We start from the raw sequence: 21,046 nt of genomic DNA, 5'->3' as shown, positions 1-21,046 counted from the left end.
TAGTTATTTTCAGTTATTTCACAGTTTCATGGTTATTTTCAGTTATTTCATAGTTATTTCACAGTGGTTTCATGTTCATATTTTTTGTACTTTTACTTTTTAACCAATCATTTTTTTCATTTTTTGTCTTTAATCCGCATTCTCATCAAAATCTTTAAGACATTGCAATGATTAGGGATTTTTATAAGCGGCTCAAATGGAACCGGTTCTTTTCAAATTCTACGATTAAGTTCATTTACATAAATTTTTCAAAAATCACAATAACCACAAAAATCATCATGAGGACCAACAATGGGATTAAAATTTGAAGATGTTTTAATCGAATCCCTTCCCTACATTCGGGATTTTTCGGAATCGGTCATGGTCATCAAAGTCGGCGGAAATGCGATGATGGGACCGGAAGCGGCCGCTAACTTAATGGAAGAAATCATTCAAGATATTGTTCTTTTGCATTTTGTCGGCATTAAAACGGTGGTTGTCCATGGTGGCGGCCCGGAAATCAATGAAAAAATGGAAAAGATGGGAAAGCAACCCAAATTCATCGGCGGCCTGCGTGTCACCGATGACGATACGCTTGAAATCGCCACCATGGTCTTGGTTGGAAACATCAACACCAAAATGGTTTCTTTGATTAACCGGTTCGGTGGAAAAGGCGTCGGATTAAATGGTGTTGACGCAAATTTAATCATGGCGAAAAAGAAAAAATCCCAAAAAATTGTTGTCGATGGAAATGAAGAAGATGTCGATATCGGATGGGTGGGCGAAACCGAAATTATCAACCCGAAAATTCTCAAAATAATGATTGAAGACGGCTACATTCCGGTCATTTCACCGGTGGCGACCGATAAAAAAGGACACATGCTCAACATCAACGCCGATACGGTGGCCGGTGACGTTGCCGCAGCTCTTGGCGCCAAAAAACTCATAATGATGACCGACATTTCCGGGGTCTTGCGGGATGTCAAAGACAAAACCAGCCGGATTTCCAAAATCGAGCTTTCCGAAATTGACGGTTTTATTGATGACAAAATCATCACGGGCGGCATGATCCCAAAAATTCGCGGCGCCGAAGTGGCCGTTAAAAGCGGTGTTGAGGGCGTTCACATTATTAACGGAAGTTCCCCACATTCGCTTCTATTGGAACTGTTCACCGATATCGGTGTCGGAACCATGATCTACAAAAAAGACGAAAATGAAAAAGAAGCGGAAGAATAAAAATTAAATTGAATTTGAATTAAATTTTATAGATTTTTTTTGAATTAAAAATCTATAAATCTAAAAATCTGTTTTAAGCCATTTAAAAATGAAAAAAAATCGGGAAAATCAATTTTTAATTTTTCCCGATTTCTCTTACAATTCTCGCCACATCTGTTCCAACTTCGGAACATTTGTTTGTGCCGCCCATGTCTGATGTTTTGACAATTCCGGCCGACACATTTTTTTCAATCGCGGACACAATCGCGTTTGCCGCTTCTTTTTCCCCGAGTGTCTCCATCAAAAGAGCGCCCGCCCAAATCGTTGCCAAAGGATTGACTTTATCCATTCCTTTGTATTTTGGGGCGGAACCGTGAATCGGCTCAAACATGCTCGTTCCTTTCGGGTTGATGTTTCCGCCGGGCGCAAGGCCGAGTCCGCCTTGAATCATGGCGCCGAGGTCGGTAATAATATCTCCGAACATGTTCGGCGTTACGACCACATCGAAAAACTCCGGATTTTTCACAAACCACATGGTGACGGCGTCTACATAATTAAAATCCGTTTGAACGCTTGGGTATTTTTTTCCGATTTCCGTGAAATTTTCCCGCCAAAAACCGTAAATGTCGGAGAGAACATTTGCTTTGTCGACCGAGGACAAATGATTGTTTCGATCTTTCGCCAAACCGTACGCGTAGTCAATCACACGGCGGGTGCCTTCTTTGGAAATCATGCCAATTTGGTACGCGATTTCTTCGCTGTCGGTCTCAATGTCCAATCCAAATTTGGCGGAATACATGTTCCGATGAACTTCCAGAAGATCCTTTTTTTCGCCTTTTTTTGCACGACCGCCGATTCCGATGTAGAAATCTTCCGTATTTTCCCGGACGACGACAAAATCAATATCTTTTGCGGTTTTGCCGCGAATCGGACACTCAATTCCTTCCAAAAGTTTAATCGGACGCAAGTTGATGTATTCGTCAAACGAAAAACGCAGGTTGAGCAAAATTCCTTTTTCCAAAATACCGGGGGAGAGACGCGGGTCTCCAAGCGCGCCCAAATAAATCGCTTTGTGACGGGACAATTCTTGAAGTGTTTCTTCGGAAATGAGTTCTCCCGTTTCCAAATAATGGTCGGCGCCATGCGGAAAGTCAATCCAGTCCACGTCAAACCCGAAAACTTCTCCGGCCGCGTCAATCACTTTTTTCCCTTCACGCACAATTTCGGGACCAATGCCGTCCCCGCCGATGACCGGTATTTTGTATTGTGTCATTTTAAAACTCCGATTTTGTTTTTAATTTTTAAATCAACTTTTATTCCAATATGTTACGTTTGAGTATGTTTTGATTCTTTGATAGGTTTAATTGTATTTTGATTATGTTTTGATTAATTTGATAGGTTTGATTATATTTTGATTATGGTTTACCAAATTCCAATCTCTTGGCGGTTTATTCAAACAATTCCTGCCGGGTGTGTGAAATCAGTCCGCCAGCGTTGACGATTTCCATGAGAAAATCCGGAATCGGAACGGCTTTATATTCTTCATTTTTGGTCATGTTTTTAACGGTTCCCGCGCCTAAATTGACTTCTAAAATATCGCCTTCCGATATGCGGTCCGCGTCTTCACATTCGACCAGCGGTAGACCGATATTGATGGAATTTCTGAAAAAGATGCGGGCATACGACTTGGCAATCACGCAGCTGACGCCGGATCCGATCAGCGCGAGCGGAGCGTGTTCCCGAGAGGATCCGCATCCGAAATTGCTGCCGCCGACAACGATATCTCCCGGGCGAGTCTGGGTTGCGAATTCGGGGCGGACGCCGGAAAATGTGAATTTTGACAGCTCCTCGGCGGTGTTGTAAATCAGGCAAGTTCCGGGAATAATCGCATCGGTATCCACATTGTCTCCGAATTTATGGGCGGTGCCTTGAAAGGATTGGGATGTTTTATTTTTCATAGGAATTCCTTTTTCATAATTTGATTTAAATTTATTGTATTGAATAATTTTAAATAATCTCAGGAAATTACAATAATTACCCATATTTATATTTGAGTCTGCGGTTAACATTGCAAAATGGGTCCGGCGGGTCAAAAGCAAAATCCGGAATATTCAAGCCCGGGAAATTCAAAAAATCCGAAAATTCAAGCCCGGGGAATTTCAAAAAATCTGGAATATTCAAGCCCGGGAAATTCAAAAAATCCGAAAAATCAAAAAAATCAGGAAATCCAAAACAAGAACTTCAAAAACAAGAACTTCAAAAATTCAGAAAAATTAGAAAATTCAAGAAATTCAGGTGATGTCATGTCTGTTTTAAATTCCCCTCAACTTGAGAAAAAGGAGCAAAATTTAAAGGAATATTTTTCTCAACAATCCAGTGTTCTGATTGCGTTTTCAGGCGGAGCCGACAGTTCTCTTTTGGCCTCGGTCGCCGCGGAGACTCCCGGCTTAAAATCGATGGCGGTGACTATCATGTCCCCGCTTGTTCCGCAACGGGAAATTGAAATCGCCAAAAAAATAGCGGCTGACATCGGAATTACTCTTCGAATTATCGAAAAGCGGATGCTGGATTTAAAAGGAATTCGGAAAAATGAATTGAACCGGTGTTATGTTTGTAAAAAGGAAGTCATGGAGACATTGTCTCAAATTGCCCGGACTCAAGGATTTGACACCATTTTGGAAGGCACCAATTATTCCGACGTGACCGGTAATGTTTCTCGCCCCGGATACAATGCGATTATGGATCTGAACAACAAGCCGGGATTTGACATCCGAATGCCGTTTGTGGATCTTGAAATTACAAAGAGTGATATTTTAAAAATTTCCAAGAAAAGAAGCACCCTTCCGGCGGACAAGCCACCCATGTCGTGTTTAGCCACACGTTTTTCCTACGGGACGGTTTTGACGCCCGAACTTTTGCAAACGGTGGACGATGCCGAACAAATGATGACAAAAGCCGGTTTTTCTCAAATCCGGATCCGGTGCCACACGGACCAAGAGCACCGGAAGTTTGCCCGAATCGAACTTGATAAGGATGAAATGGGAAAATTATTCGATTGCAAAGCGGGAGAATTATCCAAAGACTCTAAAATTCAGCCGGTCATTCGCTTTTTGAAAGAAAAAGGTTTTTCCTACGTCACATTGGATTTGGAAGGATTCAGAAGCGGGAGCATGGATCTATGAAACAGCCTGTGCCGGATGGATACGACAAATTTCAGATTCGACCGGCAACTCCGGCAGATGTTTTGCCGATTGAATCCATTCTTTCCACTTATTTTTTGGACCGGGACGACATCTCACATGAACGATTTATGGTCGCGGAAATTGGATCTGTTTCTTCTTCCAAAGTGATTGGCTGCGGCGTTTACAATGTTCGCCGTATGGCCGGCAATTCTTTATCCAAAACAGACAGCGCTTTTTCTTTTTGTGAAATCCACACGATTGCGGTTTTGCCCTCTTATAAGAACAAAGGGTACGGAAAAAAATTGCTGAATATTTTAATGAATGAAATATCCGGCTTAGACGATCCGGATTTATCAAAGACGGTTTATACACGGACAACAGCACCCGATTTTTTTTTGCATATGGGTTTTTCAATGGCTGATCCGAATGAAAAAAAACAGCTTTTTGAAGAATGCGAATCTTGCGAAAAGTTTGATTCCTGCGCGCAAAAATTGCTTTCAAAAACAATAATTTAAGTAACCGTGAGGTAAAAGATTGGGGTGGAAAAATGAACGGGCTTATTTTGATGGGCGGCTCCGCTGTTCTTTTGATATTGGCTTATTTTTTGTACGGAAAGTGGCTGGAGCGAACGTGGGGGATTGATCCCAAAAAACAAACACCGGCGCACACAAAAAAAGATGGCGTCGACTATGTTCCGGCGAAAAGAAATGTTGTTTTCGGACACCAATTTTCGTCCATCGCGGGCGCGGGTCCGATTAATGGTCCGATTATCGCGGCGATGTTTGGCTGGCTTCCGGTTCTGTTATGGGTTTTAGTTGGCGGAATTTTTATCGGTGCTGTTCACGATTTTGGTTCCCTTTACGCATCCGTCAAAAATGAGGGCAAGTCGCTTGGATATTTAATTGAAATGTATATCGGAAAAAGCGGCAAAATCTTTTTTTTAGTTTTTGTTTGGCTGCTCTCTATTTTAGTTATTGCCGCGTTTTCCAACATTGTTGCCGGTACATTTTCCGGATTTACGGTCGTGGACGGCGGGACAATCGTTTCTAATTATTCCAATGCCGCGACGGCATCGACGTCCATTATGTTTGTTTTTGCGGCCATTCTCATGGGATTATTTGTTTACAAATTTAATCCCAAATCGGTCGTCTCAACGGTGGTAGCTATTGTTTTAATTTGCCTTTGTATGGCGGTAGGCCTGACGTTTCCGGTTTATTTAACGGAAACCACATGGATTTACATTGTTTTTATTTACATTTTTATTGCGTCGGTCACTCCGATTTGGATTTTGCTTCAGCCGCGGGATTATCTGAATTCGTTTTTGCTGCTGGCCATGATGGCGGCGGCATTTGTCGGAATTCTTATTTCCAATCCGGAAATCCAGCTTCCGGCGTATTCCGGGTTTATTGTCAACGGTCAATTCCTGTTTCCCATGCTGTTTGTAACGGTGGCGTGCGGTGCGGTTTCTGGTTTTCACAGTCTGATTTGTTCGGGAACCACATCCAAACAAATCGATAATGAGCGGGATATTCTTCCGATTTCTTTTGGCGCGATGCTTGCGGAAGTGCTTCTCGCAATCACGGCGATTATTGCGGTCGGTGCGATTTCCATGGGAGGGGTGCTGCCATCGGGAACGCCGCCGGTTATTTTTGCGACGGCCATTTCCGGATTTTTGATGACCGCCGGATTTCCGGCAGAACTCTCTTTTACATTGGTTACGCTTGCGATTTCAGCGTTTGCGTTGACATCCCTTGACTCTATTGCCAGAATCGGGCGGCTGACATTTTCCGAACTTTTTGCCGGCGATGGGTTAAAAAATAAAAGTCCGCTTGGTTACGCTTTGTTTGTCAATAAATATTTTGCGACAGCGGTGACATTATTTTTCGGATTTTTGCTGTCTTTGGGCGGTTATCTTAACATTTGGGTGCTTTTTGGTTCCGCCAATCAGCTTTTGGCAGCTCTTACACTGATTGTTTTGGCCGTTTTTTTGAAAAAAACAAACCGAAGAGGAGCGATGCTTTACATTCCGATGGTATTTATGATGGCGGTGACATTTTCAGCTCTCTTTTTGACTCTTGTGGATATGTTTCAAAAAATATTCATTACCCATGACTTTATTATCTACAGCGACGGTTTACAGTTGATTTTCGCCGTTTTGCTTTTGGGTCTTGGATTTTCCGTCTCCGTTCGCGGAATTCAAAAGTTGCTGGAGACAAAACCGGAAAAATCCGGGGCGGCGGTATAAACATTTAAAATTAAAATTTTATTTTATTTTTTATTTTACTTTTCATTTTATTTTATTTTTTATTTTATTTTTCATTGAGTTTATTGATGTGAATTTATGTTAACGCTTGGCATTGTCAATATGTATGATAAAATTAAAATCGTGGACGCCCATTACCGCGCGATTGCGCGGGCGGCACCGATTTGTTATGCTTATGATTTTTCTTTGGCGCTCTTTGATTTTCCATTTAAAATGGAAAAAGACGAGTTGGTAGAATTTGTTCGCGAGCAGACTACAATTGGCGAGTCCGGGAAATATTTGGAACTTCTGAACAAGGAGCATCATTTGTATGTGTCGGATATGCCGGCTAAGGGCTTTCCGGCGCATTTCGGCTCCATTGTGGTGACGACGTCTAAGCCATATCTGCAAAAAGCATTGACGCCCTTGGATGTGGCGGATGGAAATTTGAAAAAGAAGTCTTACATGTTTTTGGTCGGCCTCGGGCGAAAAGGACTTCCTAAAGACTTATTTGAGCGGGCGGAATACCATTTGGACATCACATCCAAACGCATTTCCTTGGAAACATGCACGGCAATCGGCGCGATTCCAACGCAAATCAATGCGCTCACTTTTGCTTTGGAGCAAAAAAACAAGCATCAACCGGTTGAAAATTATAAAAAATAAAAAACGGACCATAATTTTGAAAAAGTCTTAAAAATCCGGTGCCATAACGCGCATGGGCGGTTCCAAAACAAAAAATATTAATAGATCGCGTTTAAACTAAGTTTTTGGTTCAAACATTTAAGTTAAAGGGGAATTCCATGAAGAATGAAACAAAAATTTTGTTGTTTTTTATTTTAGTTTGCTTTTTTTATTTTACAGCATTGTTTTTTCTTCCACCGGACATCACAACGCAGCTGGTATTTATTTTTATTTCAGCCGTATTTGTGATTCCTCTTGGTTTTTACGTTTGCAAGCCCAAAAAGAACACAACTTGAAAAAAAAGTACCAAAAACAGCCGAAAAGCCACCGCAGAATTCAATATACTTGAAATCCGTTACTTTCCTTTATGCTTCGAAATTCTTACATTCAAATGGATGGAATCGGCAAAGGCGCTGAAAAAAGTATTTGGGATTTTGGCATCGAATCTTGGGAGGATGCCGTTGCTCAATTAGATCGCCTTCCGGTCTCCAAAACCAAAAAAGCGGCCGTTGAAAAAGGAATCGACGAATCGGCGGCGCATTTGAAAGATGAAGACCATCTTTTTTTCGCGCAGCGGTTGCCGTCGGCGGAACACTGGCGCGCTTATTCCGAATTTTCCGAGTCCGTGGCTTTTGTTGATATTGAAACGACCGGACTTGCGCCCGGCTACGACAGTATCACGGTTGTTGGAATTTACGACCGAAAATGTGCAAAAACATATGTCAAAGGCATTGATTTGGAAGAAATTGTCCCGGCCTTGTCAAAATACAAAATGCTGGTAACGTTTAACGGCGCACGTTTTGATTTGCCGTTTATTAAGCGGGAATTTCCGGAAATTGAATTCAATCATTTGCATATGGATTTGATGTATCCGCTCAAACGAATCGGCTATTCGGGCGGCTTAAAAAGCATTGAACGACAATTGGGAATTGAGCGGGATGAGAATGTCAAAAACGTGGACGGGTTTGAGGCGGTCCGTCTTTGGCGGCGGTATGAGCGCGGGGATGAAGAAGCGCTGGATACGCTTTTGCAGTACAACAAAGAAGATATTGTCAACCTTGAAACCATCATCCATAAAGTTTATCCATCATTTATCCGAAATTGTTTTGAAAAATAAACCGGCCACATATTATTAAAATTTGTATGTTTTAGATAATCATACAATTTTTAAAAATTGTTAAGGTGAGTTCTGATATAAAAATTATATATAGTGCTTTTATTTCAAAAAATCATTATGCTTAGATATTTTTTGTATTGTAAGATCTATTGCATGCATTATATCATTGAATATAAAATATGTTTTTATTAAATACATTTTTATCTCTAAAATATTATATTCAAACATATATATATATTTTGATGATTTTTGATTAATTGCCATTTTATTTTTAAAATGGTAATTAAAAACAACAGGAGTCATTAAAATGAAAAAAACAAAAGTAACCTCAATTCTACTGTGTCGGTTTTGATATTTTCATTTTTTATTCCGGCGGTCATGGCTGAGGAAAATCAAAAAATCGCAACCAAAAAAATTTATGATTTAAGTGTCCAATATTCTGATGCGGAGACATTAAGCAACGAAGACACAGAAGAAATGGAAAAAATTGTAAACCAATTTTTAAACTTGTATGAAATTCAAGTTAATGACTTGAATATTAGCAACACAAAGATAAAAGCAAATGATACGAATCTGATTCTTTTTGGAGAAATTACATACAATACTATCAATGATAGTAAATCCATTCCTCAAAAAGCAGAAATGTATTCAAATATTGATATTTCCAATAATTCATATCATCTCGTAACAAATAAAGAAGATGTGTGTTATGAGATTCTCTCTACCAAAATTCAAAATAATGGCAGTAACAACACATATGAATTGGTAACAATTTCATCGATAAATGGAGTTAATGCAAAGAGATAGGGAAATTATTCAAATTGAAAGCTCGCAACAATCTCTTGATAAAAGCAATTTTCCTGTAATTAATGCATTGCGCGGTTCACATTATTTCAATAGCAGTTATCCCCCCTATTCAACATTACTTATTAGTAATGCTTCTGGAGTGGTTTTACTAGTAAGTGTTTCCTACTTAGCAACCATTCTTGCAGGTGTTGTTGGGGGACCAGCAGGCACTGGGGCGGCTCTTGCAGTAATTGATACGATAACTACCCTTATTGCTTTAGGTGAAGAGTTTTTGGGGTTTGATGACATAGATTTGTATGTAAATATTTACTCTACATTAACGCAGATTTGGATTCCAAATATATTGAATAATGAGTTAGGAGCTCTTTCTGGTGTCCCAACTGTTCCGTCTATTAAAATATATATTGAAGCATCGTATGCGGTATGGTGAGCAAAAAAACAGTGAGTAAGTTGAAAAACTTACTCATTGCTAATAGAAAAGGTGTTGAAGATGAACCAAAAACAAAAAAAAGTTATTTTACTGGTTTTACTCATACCGAGTATTATTTTTTTTATTTGGAAATTTCAGGAACCACATGGATTTTTTATGTTTAAGAGTTTGGGCTTGGGTGCTTTTTGTATTTATACTTCATTAAACCCCCATTCTTATCGTTTGCCTAAAATATGGTTTTTTTTGTTTTTTGTTTTCGGAGTTTGCTTTTATGGGTCTGTTGCATGGCTTTTTCTTTTTCCGAATCAATTTGATCCAAAGATTGTTGCCTTTATTCTGACCGCTTTTGTTGTTTATGTTGTTGTTTGGTATTTAGGTCTTAAAAAATCCGAAAAATTATGATTTATTTTCAAACATATATCATTAAGTAACTAATAAACAACTTATTTATTTATATTTTAATAAAAGAACTCTATTGAAGTATTTCTCCCCCGTTTTTTCCAATGGAATATCAATAGATTCCAGCCTATTTTTAAAAATAATTTATTTAAAATAAATTCATCAAAATAATTAAAAATAATACGTTTATTCCAAAAACACTTTCTTTTAATTAATTTTATATTTTTAAAAATATGAAACTAAAACGCAGGCTTGTAAAAATTAAAAATAAAAACACACCTCGGTTCTTATTGATTTTTAAAAATTTTGTTGCCGTAACGCGCGCGGAGGCAGCATCAAAAAGGAAAAATAAAAAATAGAAACAAGAAAAAAAGAAACAAGAAAAAAAGAAACAAAAAAATTGAAACAAGAAAAAAAAGAAAACAAAAAAAGAAGCGGAAGTCCCGATTATTTTTGAATCGGGGTTCCGGTGGTTTGCGTAATTTTTTCAAATCTTTTTACCATATCCAAAGTGACGGGTCCGGGTTTTCCGGTTCCGATTGTCCGGCCGTCCACATAAACGACGGGCGCGGCTTCGGCGGCGGTTCCGGTTACGAAAATTTCATCGGCGGTGTACACGTCAAAAATTCCGATTTCTTCCACTTTGACCGGAATTTTGGCTTCCTGCAAAAGTTCAATGGCGGTTGCGCGGGTAATTCCTTTTAAGTTTCCAATCGTCGGTGGGGTGTACACAACACCGTTTTTAATGATGAAAATGTTGTCTCCCGAACCTTCGGCGACTCGGCCGCAGTTGTCCAGGAAAATGGCTTCATCGGCGCCTTTGGCGTTTGCTTCGATTTTGGCCAAGATGTTGTTCAAATAATTCATCGATTTGATGTTGGGCGGAAGTGCGTCGGGCGCCACACGGCGGACACCGACCGTCACGGCTTTTAAGCCGGTTGTGTACAAATCGCCGTACATGGAGCCCCAGTATTTGGCAATGATGTAAACGTTGGGTTTTGCGCATTTTCTCGGGTCAAGTCCCAAATCACCGTTTCCACGGGTAACGAGCGGGCGGATGTAGGCGTCGGTGAGATCATTGACGCGCAGCGTTTCTAAGATCGCTTCCGACATCTGTTCTTTGGTCATGCCGACGTTTAAATCAATGGCTTTCGCTGAGTCAAATAACCGGTCAACGTGTTCTTTTAATTTAAAAACACGGCTGTTGTACGCGCGGATTCCTTCAAAGACACCGTCTCCGTAAAGAAAACCATGGTCAAAAACGGACACACAAGCTTGACCTTGGGGAACAAACTTGCCGTTCACATAAATTAAATTTTCTTTTTCACTCATTGAATCATTTCCATTGATTTTGTTTTTAATCATTTTCATTTAAAATATAAAATCAACACCTACAAAACATACAAAAATATCAATTCATTTAAATGTTTTTCGTCCGCTTGCCTTTTAGAATGATGAGATTTAAATTCAAAAATAGAATTCAAACAACCGAATTGTCAATTTAGCCGGCGGATTGAATTTTAAAGAACATAAACTATATAAGGAAAAAGAAACGTTTCTCTCCCCCAGTCGATGTAAATCACTTGGGCTCGTGGCTTAGCCAGGATATAGCGTCGGGCTTCTAACCCGAACGTCGGGGGTTCGAATCCTCCCGGGCCCGTTTTTCTCTTTATGGATTTTTATTTGCTATTTGTTTTTATTTTTTCGTTTTTTCGTTTTTTCGTTTTTTCGTTTTTGTTATTTGTTTTTGCTATTTGTTTTTTCGTTTTTGTTATTTTTTTATTGTTTTGTGTCTTGCCTTTTTTATCATCAACCACCGCCCCATTCTATTTCAATTTCCGAGACGGTCATCTCCATTTCAAAAGTTGTGTCTGATTCTATTCGGATAGTCCTTTTTTCGGAATCATATTGAATCTCCCACGCCGGAAAATCTGTTTTTAATTGTTCGGAAAAAGAAATCATCCAATTCTCCAGAAGTTGATTGTGGTTTTCATAATATTCCGCATCCTTCTCAAAAATGGAGGTTTCCGGTTTGTATTGGATTTCCAGGAGATTGACTCGGTCCCGGACGGTTGCGGTTTTTGTCACATAAAATCGGAGATTTTTTTGTTCGGCTTCCACCGGCGGCATTCGGCTTTTGAAAATTTGTCCGGAAAAAGTGAACATGGTTTGGTTGTTTTCCCCCCGCCGGACCGATATGGAAGGAGACGATACAAAAACGGCGCCGTTTTTTTGGCCGAGAACACAAGAAGACGGGCCGTAAAAATACATTTGGTCCGGAAGCTGCTCATATTTTTTGGAAAACAAAACCGACCCGTGGCTGAGTGTTAAAACTTCGAACTTTTTTTCATTTTCATTTTCATCTTTGTTCTCGTTTTCATTTTTGTTCTCGTTTTCATCTTTGTTCTCGTTTCCGTCTCTGATCTCGTTTCCATTTTTGTTTTTTTTCGGCAAAAAATCCGCTTCCAAAAACGAATGCTCGTTGGAATCTGCAATCATAAATACGGAATTTGGCGGTAGGGTTGCGTTGGTCCGCACAAAAAAATATCCGGCGTTTTCATCCGCAAAAACTGATGTGTTTTTAGAGACAATAATTTGGGTTTCGGAGACAAAATCGCTTTGTCCCGTAAATGAAATTGATTTTTTCATCAAAAGATTGATTTTTTCCGCAAAAAGAAGAACGGATGAAAAAAAGATTTTTTCTTCCTTTTCCTCTTCTAAAAGAGCCCGCGCCGGAAGAACATTGGCAGTGATTAAAGAAATGGCAACCGCTAAAATTCCCAAAAGCAACAAAGCGCCAAAAACAGCGGAAACGCCGGACCGGTTCTTTAAAAATCGGAAAAAGAAAAATTTGTGTCTCATTTTCATCCTCTGCCTCAACAAAACCCCTCAAGTATTTCCGTCTTTTTAAATAATTTTTTAAAATATTATTCAAAAACAAATAAAACAAGCAAATAAAACAAATAAAAATAAAAAATAAGAAAAACAAATAAAAATTAAAAAACAATAAAAACAAGCAAAATACGGTTTTTTGTCAAAATCACAATTTGCTAAGGCAGGAGAGCAAAAAAGTATTATACCAAAAGGGAGGCATAATTATAAAGAGTTAAAAACCCGAATCGGAAATTTAATTTTAAATTAAATCGATTTATATTTAATTCCACGCCACACTTATTTAATGTCTTTAACGCCACGTATTTAATGTCTTTAACGCCAACTTTCATTATCCTCTCTCTTTCACACGATTTTATTCCAATTCCACAAAGATAAACGAGACTTGTCCATGTATTCGAGAATGAAAAATAATTCCACAACACAACTATCCTTAAGAAAGCTCTTCCTGTTGTCGATTCTTTTTACCATTTTGGCCGGGTGCCTTTGCGCCACCGCCGCCGCCGATACCAAAGGAAGCAACATTTGGGACGAAGAACAAAGAATGCCGTCCACCTACAACTGGACACCGCATTTGTATTCCGGATTCTATTTTGATACCGATTCCGATTTATACACCGAATCCCTCGAAATGACAATTTCCACATCCGGCCGGACAATCGAATCCTCAAACGCCCGATACATGACGGAAGTCGAACCGGCCAGATTTGCGTATTCCGATTGGGGAAGCTATGATTTTATTGCTTGGATCGGAAAACCCTATTTCGCCGGCTACGAAAAATATGATTCCGGCGACAAAAACGATACGGCTTATTTTGCAAAATCCAATGTCAGTACCCTTTCCGACAAAAGATTGTATGAGGTTCTCATCAATGAAAAATCCGAACGAAAAATCAGTTCCGGAGACACTCACAATTTGGAAAACGATTACAAACTCCGGATTTCAGACATCAATACCAACAACCGTGAATTCAGGCTGACGCTTGAAAAAGGCGGCAGCGCGGTCAAAAACGAAACCGTCTCTTCCAATTCCACATTTGTCTTTGAGAAAAGCTTGGACAATTCCGGAAGCATCCCCATTATTGCCGTTCACGTCCGAGACGTCACCGACGGAAAAGCCGTCATCGACGGAATTTTCCAAATATCTGAAAATTCCAAAGACGTTTCTTCCGGAAAACGTGTAGATGCCATGGAAATCACAAACGTCAACAACACATCCATTATCATGAAAAATCCGAGCCGGATTGATTTGTCCGCCAACCGCAACATCACCCTCATGGAACACATCAAAATTCAAGTCGGCGACTCCTCAAAACTCCGTTTCGGCTTGATTTCAGATCCGATTACTACTGCCGAAAAAAAATACCCTTCCAGAAGCTCCGTCTATGACATTTATGACAACAATATGAAAAGTTGGACCGGTCGCAGTTATGGCGAGTTCTCTTACATTTGGAGTAATGGAATGACGCCCGAAAACTTAACGGTGGATGTCAAAGGAAATATCGGTCGAACGCTCAATCCCAAAGAAATCAGCTATGAAGTGTTGTCTTACAACTCCTCTTTTAATTATTCCGATTGGGGCGGCTTTAAGTCCGTTCGTATTGCCGGAGACGAATACTTTGCCGGCTACACCGCTTACAATTCTTCTGAAAAGAACAACACGACCAATTTCACAAGCAGCGATTACAATATTCTTGAAAAAGGACTGATTTCTAAAGTTTTGGTCAATAATAACAGCAGCCGAAGTTATTCCGTCGGCTCCGAAATTTCCCTTGGAGACGGCTACGCGCTTAAATTAAACAAAATAGAAGGCGAAGGAAGCAGCAAAAAGCTCAATCTGACGCTTCTTAAAAACGGATCGGCGGTAGAAAATGCCAGTCTGTCCGAAAACGAAAATTATATCCGCAAAACCACTTTTGGAGAAATCGGCGGCGTTCCGCAAATCGTTGTCCGAGTCGGATCTATTTTTGTCGGCAGCAGCAGCACCGAAATTAATATTTCCGGAATTTTCCAAATTTCCGACAACACAACCGACGTGACTGCCGGCCGCCGCATAGACAACATGCGGGTGGAATATACCAGCCGGACCGGATTTTATTTGCTGAACAATGACACGATTGATTTGTCCCGTGGCCGCGACATTCGGTTGGTTGGAAATTTATCTCTTCACGTCGCAGATTCGGATGACGTCCGCTTTTTCTTCTTCAATCAAAATGGGTCAACCACGCAAAAATCCTTAAAAATAATCCTTCCGGATATGGTTTATCCGTATCAAGACATAGACATTCGGGTGCAGGCGTCTGATGGCAGCAATTGGATAAATGCCGAAGGCGTCCAAGTCCGTGTCAATGGAAACAGTATTGGGTCAACAAATTCTTCCGGACAAATTCAATATACGGTGGGGGAATCCGGCACTTACAATTTTTCCGCGGAAAAAGACGGGTACACCTCCGCCTTCCAAATGAAATCCACGACGGATCCGGAAAAAAATCTGACAATGACGGCACCGCTTTATATTTTTGAAAGTGATTCTTTCCTGATTTTTGTCCGGGACGATTCTTACGCATATGTCACCGGTGCGTCTGTCTATGAAAATAATGTTTTGATTGGAATGTCTGATGAAAACGGATCGGTTTCCGTCACCGCCAAAGCGCCCGGCTCATTTGAATACAAAGCCACAAAATCAGGATACGGTCCGGGAGCCATGAGCCAAAACATTTTGCCCTACGGCCCGTACTTTGCGGTGACCAACGCGCCTTTGTCCGAACTTGAATTTTTCATGAACCAGCGGACGAAAATTCCATTTGAAATCACCAACGTCGGCAAAGAAAAAGGGGTCGGGGAAGTCTCCATCTCTTTTAATGATCAAAACACGACCAAAAAAGTGACGCTTGAGCCGGGGGAATCTAAAACGATTTCATACACGGTAAAGCCTCTTACAGCCGGATACAATGTGATTACGGTGGGCAACCAATCGTTTGCGTTTTATTCGAACGAATCCGGCAAACCAGCCGTTCCTTGGGACATGCTTGCAATCGGCGGCGGCATTCTTTTGTTGATTTTAGTGTTGGCCGGCGGGGTTTGGTATTTCACGCAAAAGAAACGCGGCAACCAAAAAACAAAAAAGCCGGCAAAATCGACAAAATCGGCAAAATCAGTATCGGCAAAATCGGCAACCCCTTCCAAGTCGAAATCTTCCAAACCGGCAAATGCGTCTCAGAAATCATCAACATTCGGATTCTTAAGCGGCGGCTCCAACGGGTCCGGTAGCGGCAATTCCGGCAGCAATTCCGGCAGCTCCTCCTCAAAGCCAAAACCGAAAAATACCGCACCGTCTCAGTCCTCCAAATCCAAGGAAAATACGCATAAATTTTCCAGCAGCAATAAGCCGGCCGAATTGAAAAACAGCCAAAAGAAAGCACGGGAAAATCAAGAGAAGAAAGGCAAACTTTAAGAGCAAACTTTAAGCAAAATAAAAAAAACGTAAACAAAGTTTAAATCATGGAAAATCAAAGGTTGTCTAAGTCAGAGTTTTGTCTTAAGAATGTAAAGATTAAAAGAATAAAAAGAATTAAAAATATATTCGATTTGAATTCATGAGAATAATTTGATAGAATTATTGGAAATATTTTATTGAATTCAATTGAAAAATTAAAAAAGAGGAAATGTCATGAAAACCGCATGGATTAAAGCAGATGAAGGCGACTGGGAACAAAAGAAAGGGCGGATTACCGTCGGTCTTGAATCCGGAATCGATTTTGTTTTTGCGGGTTCGGTGGACATTTCCAAAATCAAGAAACTCGGGACCGTTAAAGTGGCCTGTTTTTTTGAGGAAGATCAAGAAGGCGCCGATGTGTTGGTTATGGACCTAACCCCTGAAAACGGGGATGTTTTGGATGATTACACCGAGGCGCTCAATGTCAAAATGATGAAAGAGTTGAAACGCTCCGGAAAAACAATTGCCGGATATGTGGACATTCGGAACAAAAAAGCGGAACAGTATGCCGCTGAGGCTGGAAAGCATTTGGATTATCTGATTATTTCCGCAAGCGATTGGCGGATTATTCCGCTGGAAAATTTGATTGCGGTGCTGGACAAATATGATGTCAAAATCATTGCGTGTGCCGGTTCCGTTTCTGAAGTTCAAACCGCGGTTCAAATTTTGGAAAAAGGGGTGGACGGTGTTTTGATTGATTGCGAAGATGTGGGCGACATCAAAGAAGCCGTTTCCTTAGTGAAATCTCTGGATTTTGCGGTGGAAAGTTTAAGCACGGCACAGGTCACCAAAGTCCAATCTTTGGGAATGGGCGACCGGGTGTGTGTGGATACCTGTAATCTCATGGTTCCCGGCGAGGGAATGCTCATCGGCTCTCAATCTTCCGGCTTATTTTTGGTTCAGGCCGAATCGGAAGAAAGCCAATATGTGGCATCCCGGCCTTTTCGAGTCAATGCGGGCGCAGTTTATTCTTATGTGAAAGTCGGGGATTCCATGCGTTATCTTTCGGAACTTAAAGCCGGGGACGATGTGACAATTGTAAAAGAGTCAGGAGAGACGCGTCCCGGAATTGTCGGACGTGTCAAAATCGAATCCCGCCCGATGATGCTCGTGGAAGCCCAAGTCGATGGAAAAACAATTAAAGTGATTCTTCAAAATGCGGAAACGATTCGGCTGATTCAGCCGGGTGGAAAAAGCGTCCCGATTACAAGCTTAAAGGAAAGCGACAAAGTTTTGGTCAAAACAGAAAAGCCCGGACGTCATTTCGGGATGAGTGTCAATGAAAAAATTATTGAAAATTAAATCTCTAAACAATTATAACAATTAATAAAAAAATTTGAAAATTAATGAAATATCGAAAATTCGAAAAAATATTTGAAAAAAGATTTGCTGTTCAAATTGATATTATTTTTCATTCATTTTTTCTCAGGGATTATTATGAGTTCTTCAGATCTTGTTTATCCGTCTGTTGTCGGGACAATTGTCCGTGACCCGGTTTATTCTGCTTTTGTGGGGAGGGAACTGGGTGCCGATATTTTGGAAATTCGTTTTGATTTGATTTTGGCGGATTTGATGAAAAACGGTGATGAAAAAGCGGCCAAGAAAGAAATTCTTTCTCTGATTCGAAAAGTAAAAGAAACCGGTCTTTTCATTATCGGGACGTTTCGTTCCAAAAAGGAAGGCGGCGCAATGGATTTGAATGCGTGTGATTTATTTAAGTGGATCCGATTTGTGACGCCATATGTCGATTTTATTGATTTGGAGTGGTCAAGTTCGGAAAATAAGCTTAAAAAAGCGATCGAGCACGCTCAAAAATCTTGCACACGCGTGATTATTTCTTCTCATTATTTTGGAAAAATGCCGTCCCAAAAAGAGATGGTTAAAATGCTGTCCGTTTCTCAAAAGTTTGGGGCATGTGTCTCAAAAATTGCGGTCACACCTAAAGACAATACTGATGTTTTAAAATTGTTTGAAGCCGGCGCACGCTCTCAAAAAGAGATCTTAAAATCAAAATCAGGGCCCGCAAATCTATGTTTGATTGCGATGGGGGAACCTTTCCAATATTCCAGAATTATTGCGCCCCTGTTCGGTTCCGTTTTTTCCTACGGATTTATTACGGAGCCGGCAGCGCCGGGGCAATTAAGAGTCGATGAAATCAAAGCCGGAATGAAAAGTTTAAATTTGAGTTCATCACTTCTCGAAAAAGAAAAAACCTGTTGATCACAGACAAAACATGTTAAATAAAACGAAAAATAAATACGTTAAATAAAACGAAAAATAAATACGTTAAATAAAACGAAAAATAAATACGTTAAATAAAACGAAAAATAAATACGTTAAATAAAACGAAAAATACGTTAAATAAAACGAAAAATAAATACGTTAAATAAAACGAAGAATATCATTAAAAACCGGGTTTTTGAAAATGCCGAATATAAACTCCGTAACAAAATCTTCCGTTTCAAAATACGGTGTTTTCGGATATCCTGTTTCTCAATCTTTATCCCCTGTCATGCAAAATTCGGCCTTTTCCAAAGCGGGTCTGCCGGCTGTTTATCAGGCGTTTGAAGTTAAGCCGGAAGAGTTGGAGTCTTCTATTTTAAAGGCGCAAGCGGATGGTTTTATGGGACTTAATTTAACCATTCCGCACAAAGAAGCGGTTTTAAAATTCGATTTTTTGAATCCCGATTCTTTCTCCAAAATGGCCGGTGCTGTCAATACCTTACGGTTTTCAAATGGATTCATTGAAGGATTTAATACGGATGCCGGCGGCGCCATGCTTGCACTGGAATATGAGGAGATTCATCCGGCCGGCAAAAAAATACTCGTGATTGGAGCCGGTGGCGCTTCTCGCTCTCTGTCCTTTTTGTTTTCAAAAATCGCAAGCGAACTCAAAATTATCAATCGAACGGCGGAACGGGCAGAAAAATTAGCGGCCGACATTTTTTCTCATCTGCCGGAGGATCTTCAAAATAAAAAAATATCCGGCGGCGGTTTTGCTGATATTTTAAACGATATTTCAAATGCGGACATTATTCTTCAAACAACGGAACTCGGGATGGGAGTGTATGAATCTTTTTCCGTTTTTGATCAAATTCCGAATTTTTGTTCGGGGGAGGAAAGGGCAGTTTTACTCAAAAAATATTTAACTTCGGACAAGGTTGTTTTTGATATTGTCTATCATCCCAAGGAAACAAAATTTTTAAAAGAATCTCGGGCAGCCGGCGCAAAAACAATCAACGGAATGATGATGCTGGTATTTCAAGGCGCTCTGGCTTTTGAAATCTGGACCGGTCAAAAATCGGATATTTCCGTCATGAGGCAGGCGGTTTTAGAAGCGCTTGACAACAACCAATCGATAACAACCAATCGATAACAATCAATCGATAACAATCAATCGATAACAATAATCGATAACAATAATCGATAACAATAATCGATAACAATAATCGATAACAATAATCGATAACAATAATCGATAACAATAATCGATAACAATAATCGATAACAATAATCGATAACAATAATCGATAACAACAAATCATTGCAATAATTTTCTTAAATCATTCGCATTCAAATAATAACGGCGGCAGCAGTAAATGACTCCAAGCAATTCTTCGAACCGGTCTGAAAACGAACAGGCGGAGGCGGTTTTATCCGGGCCGGAACAAGTTGCGGATTCTAAGGAAATGCGTAAACTTATCGGACTGATTGAACGTTACGCGGTTCAAAAACACGCGACGGTTGCCATGGGAATTCGGGAGCCGGATACCGATACCATCAAATGCGTCCGCCGCGCGGTTGAGAACGGGTATGCGGATGTGATTTTGGTTGGAAATGTCGATGAAATCACACGCGTGTCCAAATCCGTTTTTAGCGAAAAACCGCTCCCATTTCAAATCATTGATACGAATGAGCCGGAAGAAAAGCTTGTCTCTCTTTTGATGTCGGGCGAAGTGGACGCTGCAATTCGGGGGACGGCAAAAGCCGGCGATTCGCTGTCACGTTTAAAAAATGCCTGCGATATCCATGAAATTCATCGAATCGCCATTCTTTTGACAAAACAAGGCAACCCCTATTTTTTCGCGCCGGTCGGCATTGATGAAGGAATGACGGCGGAAGACAAAGTCAAATTCATCTGCCTTGGAACGCATTTGCTTAAACGTCTTGGCGTTTCCCCGTGTGTCGGACTCATTTCCGCACCGACAGCGGCCGGAAAAGCCGAATCGGAAATTATTTTGGCAGCCATGAAAGAAAAAGGGATTCATGCGGTGGATTACCATATGAATCTTGAAAAAGCATTTGAAAATTCCAATTATATTATCGCGCCCAACGGCATTTCCGGGAATTTAATTTTTCGGGCGCTGACTTTTTTAGGCGGCGGAGATGGCCTTGGCGCTCCGATTCTTATGGACCATCATGTTTTTGTGGATACGTCCCGGTCGGCCGGCCATTATACAAAAGCAATTATGGTTGCCAGTGCATTGTCTAAAAAACGGGAACACAAAAAATAAATTTATTCGCTTTGTTTTTCAACAAAAACTCGTGGTTGGTTTTTATTTTTTTGTTTGCCGCAACTTTACTGTTTTGCCGGTGCCGGTAT

The 21,046-nt window shown here is 40.4% G+C and carries 19 protein-coding genes and 1 tRNA gene; 15 read left to right on the top strand and 5 right to left on the bottom strand.

The features are described from left to right. Positions 1-291: 291 nt before the first annotated feature. Positions 292-1,215 (top strand): acetylglutamate kinase, encoded by a 924-nt coding sequence (gene argB, locus MsAm2_RS07695; RefSeq protein WP_338097668.1) that lies wholly within the window; start codon positions 292-294, stop codon positions 1,213-1,215. 115 nt (positions 1,216-1,330) lie between these two features. On the opposite strand, the gene MsAm2_RS07690 is transcribed toward argB, so the two are convergent. Together MsAm2_RS07690 and MsAm2_RS07685 are read right to left on the bottom strand one after the other, a co-directional pair. Beyond that, positions 1,331-2,467, bottom strand: a complete 1,137-nt coding sequence (locus MsAm2_RS07690) for an isocitrate/isopropylmalate dehydrogenase family protein (RefSeq protein ID WP_338097667.1) — start codon at positions 2,465-2,467, stop codon at positions 1,331-1,333. 175 nt (positions 2,468-2,642) lie between these two features. Then, entirely contained in the window at positions 2,643-3,152 is a 510-nt protein-coding gene (locus MsAm2_RS07685) for a 3-isopropylmalate dehydratase small subunit (protein ID WP_338097666.1), read from the bottom strand. A 345-nt stretch (positions 3,153-3,497) separates the two neighbouring features. On the opposite strand from MsAm2_RS07685, the gene larE reads away from it, so the two are divergent. From larE to MsAm2_RS07645, 8 genes are all read left to right on the top strand, one after another. Then, on the top strand, positions 3,498-4,376 hold the full coding sequence (gene larE / locus MsAm2_RS07680; RefSeq protein WP_338097665.1) for an ATP-dependent sacrificial sulfur transferase LarE: 879 nt from the start codon (positions 3,498-3,500) through the stop codon (positions 4,374-4,376). Beyond that, positions 4,373-4,891, top strand: coding sequence for a GNAT family N-acetyltransferase (locus MsAm2_RS07675; protein WP_338097664.1), 519 nt, complete (start codon positions 4,373-4,375; stop codon positions 4,889-4,891). The genes larE and MsAm2_RS07675 overlap by 4 nt, the downstream gene beginning before the upstream one ends. Positions 4,892-4,923: 32 nt before the next feature. Further along, positions 4,924-6,621, top strand: coding sequence for a carbon starvation CstA family protein (locus tag MsAm2_RS07670; RefSeq protein ID WP_338097663.1), 1,698 nt, complete (start codon positions 4,924-4,926; stop codon positions 6,619-6,621). 96 nt (positions 6,622-6,717) lie between these two features. Next, positions 6,718-7,284, top strand: a complete 567-nt coding sequence (locus tag MsAm2_RS07665) for a DUF531 domain-containing protein (RefSeq protein ID WP_338097662.1) — start codon at positions 6,718-6,720, stop codon at positions 7,282-7,284. Between the two features lie 385 nt (positions 7,285-7,669). Then, on the top strand, positions 7,670-8,419 hold the full coding sequence (locus MsAm2_RS07660) for a ribonuclease H-like domain-containing protein (protein WP_338097661.1): 750 nt from the start codon (positions 7,670-7,672) through the stop codon (positions 8,417-8,419). Positions 8,420-8,797: 378 nt separating this feature from the next. Then, positions 8,798-9,226 carry a hypothetical protein gene (locus MsAm2_RS07655; RefSeq protein WP_338097660.1) on the top strand — a complete coding sequence of 143 codons (429 nt, stop codon included), beginning with the start codon at positions 8,798-8,800 and terminating at the stop codon, positions 9,224-9,226. Then, complete coding sequence (locus tag MsAm2_RS07650) at positions 9,204-9,656, top strand: hypothetical protein (RefSeq protein ID WP_338097659.1); 453 nt, start codon at positions 9,204-9,206, stop codon at positions 9,654-9,656. The genes MsAm2_RS07655 and MsAm2_RS07650 overlap by 23 nt, the downstream gene beginning before the upstream one ends. Positions 9,657-9,716: 60 nt before the next feature. After that, complete coding sequence (locus MsAm2_RS07645) at positions 9,717-10,058, top strand: hypothetical protein (protein ID WP_338097658.1); 342 nt, start codon at positions 9,717-9,719, stop codon at positions 10,056-10,058. A gap of 444 nt (positions 10,059-10,502) precedes the next feature. Here MsAm2_RS07645 and ilvE read toward each other — a convergent pair whose 3' ends face one another. Next, positions 10,503-11,387: a branched-chain-amino-acid transaminase gene (gene ilvE, locus MsAm2_RS07640; RefSeq protein WP_338097657.1), complete on the bottom strand. Its 885-nt coding sequence runs from the start codon at positions 11,385-11,387 to the stop codon at positions 10,503-10,505. A gap of 253 nt (positions 11,388-11,640) precedes the next feature. On the opposite strand from ilvE, the gene MsAm2_RS07635 reads away from it, so the two are divergent. Continuing rightward, positions 11,641-11,715 (top strand) — tRNA-Arg (locus MsAm2_RS07635). Between the two features lie 19 nt (positions 11,716-11,734). Here MsAm2_RS07635 and MsAm2_RS07630 read toward each other — a convergent pair. Beyond that, a complete protein-coding gene (locus tag MsAm2_RS07630; RefSeq protein ID WP_338097656.1) occupies positions 11,735-11,872 on the bottom strand; it encodes a hypothetical protein in 138 nt (45 codons plus the stop codon). After that, positions 11,865-12,917 carry a hypothetical protein gene (locus tag MsAm2_RS07625; protein ID WP_338097654.1) on the bottom strand — a complete coding sequence of 351 codons (1,053 nt, stop codon included), beginning with the start codon at positions 12,915-12,917 and terminating at the stop codon, positions 11,865-11,867. The genes MsAm2_RS07630 and MsAm2_RS07625 overlap by 8 nt, the downstream gene beginning before the upstream one ends. A gap of 433 nt (positions 12,918-13,350) precedes the next feature. Here MsAm2_RS07625 and MsAm2_RS07620 point away from each other — a divergent pair, with 433 nt between their 5' ends. The 5 genes from MsAm2_RS07620 (at position 13,351) to MsAm2_RS07600 (ending at position 20,957) form a co-directional block, all read left to right on the top strand. Further along, positions 13,351-16,401 (top strand): S-layer protein domain-containing protein, encoded by a 3,051-nt coding sequence (locus MsAm2_RS07620; RefSeq protein WP_338097653.1) that lies wholly within the window; start codon positions 13,351-13,353, stop codon positions 16,399-16,401. 216 nt (positions 16,402-16,617) lie between these two features. After that, on the top strand, positions 16,618-17,745 hold the full coding sequence (locus MsAm2_RS07615; protein WP_338097652.1) for a 3-dehydroquinate synthase II: 1,128 nt from the start codon (positions 16,618-16,620) through the stop codon (positions 17,743-17,745). 135 nt (positions 17,746-17,880) lie between these two features. Continuing rightward, entirely contained in the window at positions 17,881-18,663 is a 783-nt protein-coding gene (gene aroD, locus MsAm2_RS07610) for a type I 3-dehydroquinate dehydratase (protein ID WP_338097651.1), read from the top strand. A gap of 205 nt (positions 18,664-18,868) precedes the next feature. Then, complete coding sequence (gene aroE / locus MsAm2_RS07605) at positions 18,869-19,819, top strand: shikimate dehydrogenase (protein ID WP_338097650.1); 951 nt, start codon at positions 18,869-18,871, stop codon at positions 19,817-19,819. Positions 19,820-20,042: 223 nt separating this feature from the next. Beyond that, positions 20,043-20,957, top strand: coding sequence for a methyltransferase (locus MsAm2_RS07600; RefSeq protein ID WP_338097649.1), 915 nt, complete (start codon positions 20,043-20,045; stop codon positions 20,955-20,957). Positions 20,958-21,046: the final 89 nt, after the last annotated feature.

The sequence above is a fragment of the Methanolapillus ohkumae genome (assembly GCF_032594355.1).
Lineage (GTDB): Archaea > Halobacteriota > Methanosarcinia > Methanosarcinales > Methanosarcinaceae > Methanolapillus > Methanolapillus ohkumae.
This window is presented reverse-complemented; position numbering and strand designations above follow the sequence as displayed.

Coding starts and splice junctions, on each gene's coding strand:
- MsAm2_RS07625 (WP_338097654.1), bottom strand. CDS start 12,917: ATGAGACACAAATTTTTCTTTTTCCGATTTTTAAAGAACCGGTCCGGC.
- MsAm2_RS07655 (WP_338097660.1), top strand. CDS start 8,798: ATGGCTGAGGAAAATCAAAAAATCGCAACCAAAAAAATTTATGATTTA.
- argB (WP_338097668.1), top strand. CDS start 292: ATGGGATTAAAATTTGAAGATGTTTTAATCGAATCCCTTCCCTACATT.
- MsAm2_RS07600 (WP_338097649.1), top strand. CDS start 20,043: ATGACTCCAAGCAATTCTTCGAACCGGTCTGAAAACGAACAGGCGGAG.
- ilvE (WP_338097657.1), bottom strand. CDS start 11,387: ATGAGTGAAAAAGAAAATTTAATTTATGTGAACGGCAAGTTTGTTCCC.
- MsAm2_RS07690 (WP_338097667.1), bottom strand. CDS start 2,467: ATGACACAATACAAAATACCGGTCATCGGCGGGGACGGCATTGGTCCC.
- MsAm2_RS07620 (WP_338097653.1), top strand. CDS start 13,351: ATGAAAAATAATTCCACAACACAACTATCCTTAAGAAAGCTCTTCCTG.
- MsAm2_RS07650 (WP_338097659.1), top strand. CDS start 9,204: ATGGAGTTAATGCAAAGAGATAGGGAAATTATTCAAATTGAAAGCTCG.
- MsAm2_RS07615 (WP_338097652.1), top strand. CDS start 16,618: ATGAAAACCGCATGGATTAAAGCAGATGAAGGCGACTGGGAACAAAAG.
- aroD (WP_338097651.1), top strand. CDS start 17,881: ATGAGTTCTTCAGATCTTGTTTATCCGTCTGTTGTCGGGACAATTGTC.
- larE (WP_338097665.1), top strand. CDS start 3,498: ATGTCTGTTTTAAATTCCCCTCAACTTGAGAAAAAGGAGCAAAATTTA.
- aroE (WP_338097650.1), top strand. CDS start 18,869: ATGCCGAATATAAACTCCGTAACAAAATCTTCCGTTTCAAAATACGGT.
- MsAm2_RS07675 (WP_338097664.1), top strand. CDS start 4,373: ATGAAACAGCCTGTGCCGGATGGATACGACAAATTTCAGATTCGACCG.
- MsAm2_RS07670 (WP_338097663.1), top strand. CDS start 4,924: ATGAACGGGCTTATTTTGATGGGCGGCTCCGCTGTTCTTTTGATATTG.
- MsAm2_RS07645 (WP_338097658.1), top strand. CDS start 9,717: ATGAACCAAAAACAAAAAAAAGTTATTTTACTGGTTTTACTCATACCG.
- MsAm2_RS07665 (WP_338097662.1), top strand. CDS start 6,718: ATGTTAACGCTTGGCATTGTCAATATGTATGATAAAATTAAAATCGTG.
- MsAm2_RS07685 (WP_338097666.1), bottom strand. CDS start 3,152: ATGAAAAATAAAACATCCCAATCCTTTCAAGGCACCGCCCATAAATTC.
- MsAm2_RS07660 (WP_338097661.1), top strand. CDS start 7,670: ATGCTTCGAAATTCTTACATTCAAATGGATGGAATCGGCAAAGGCGCT.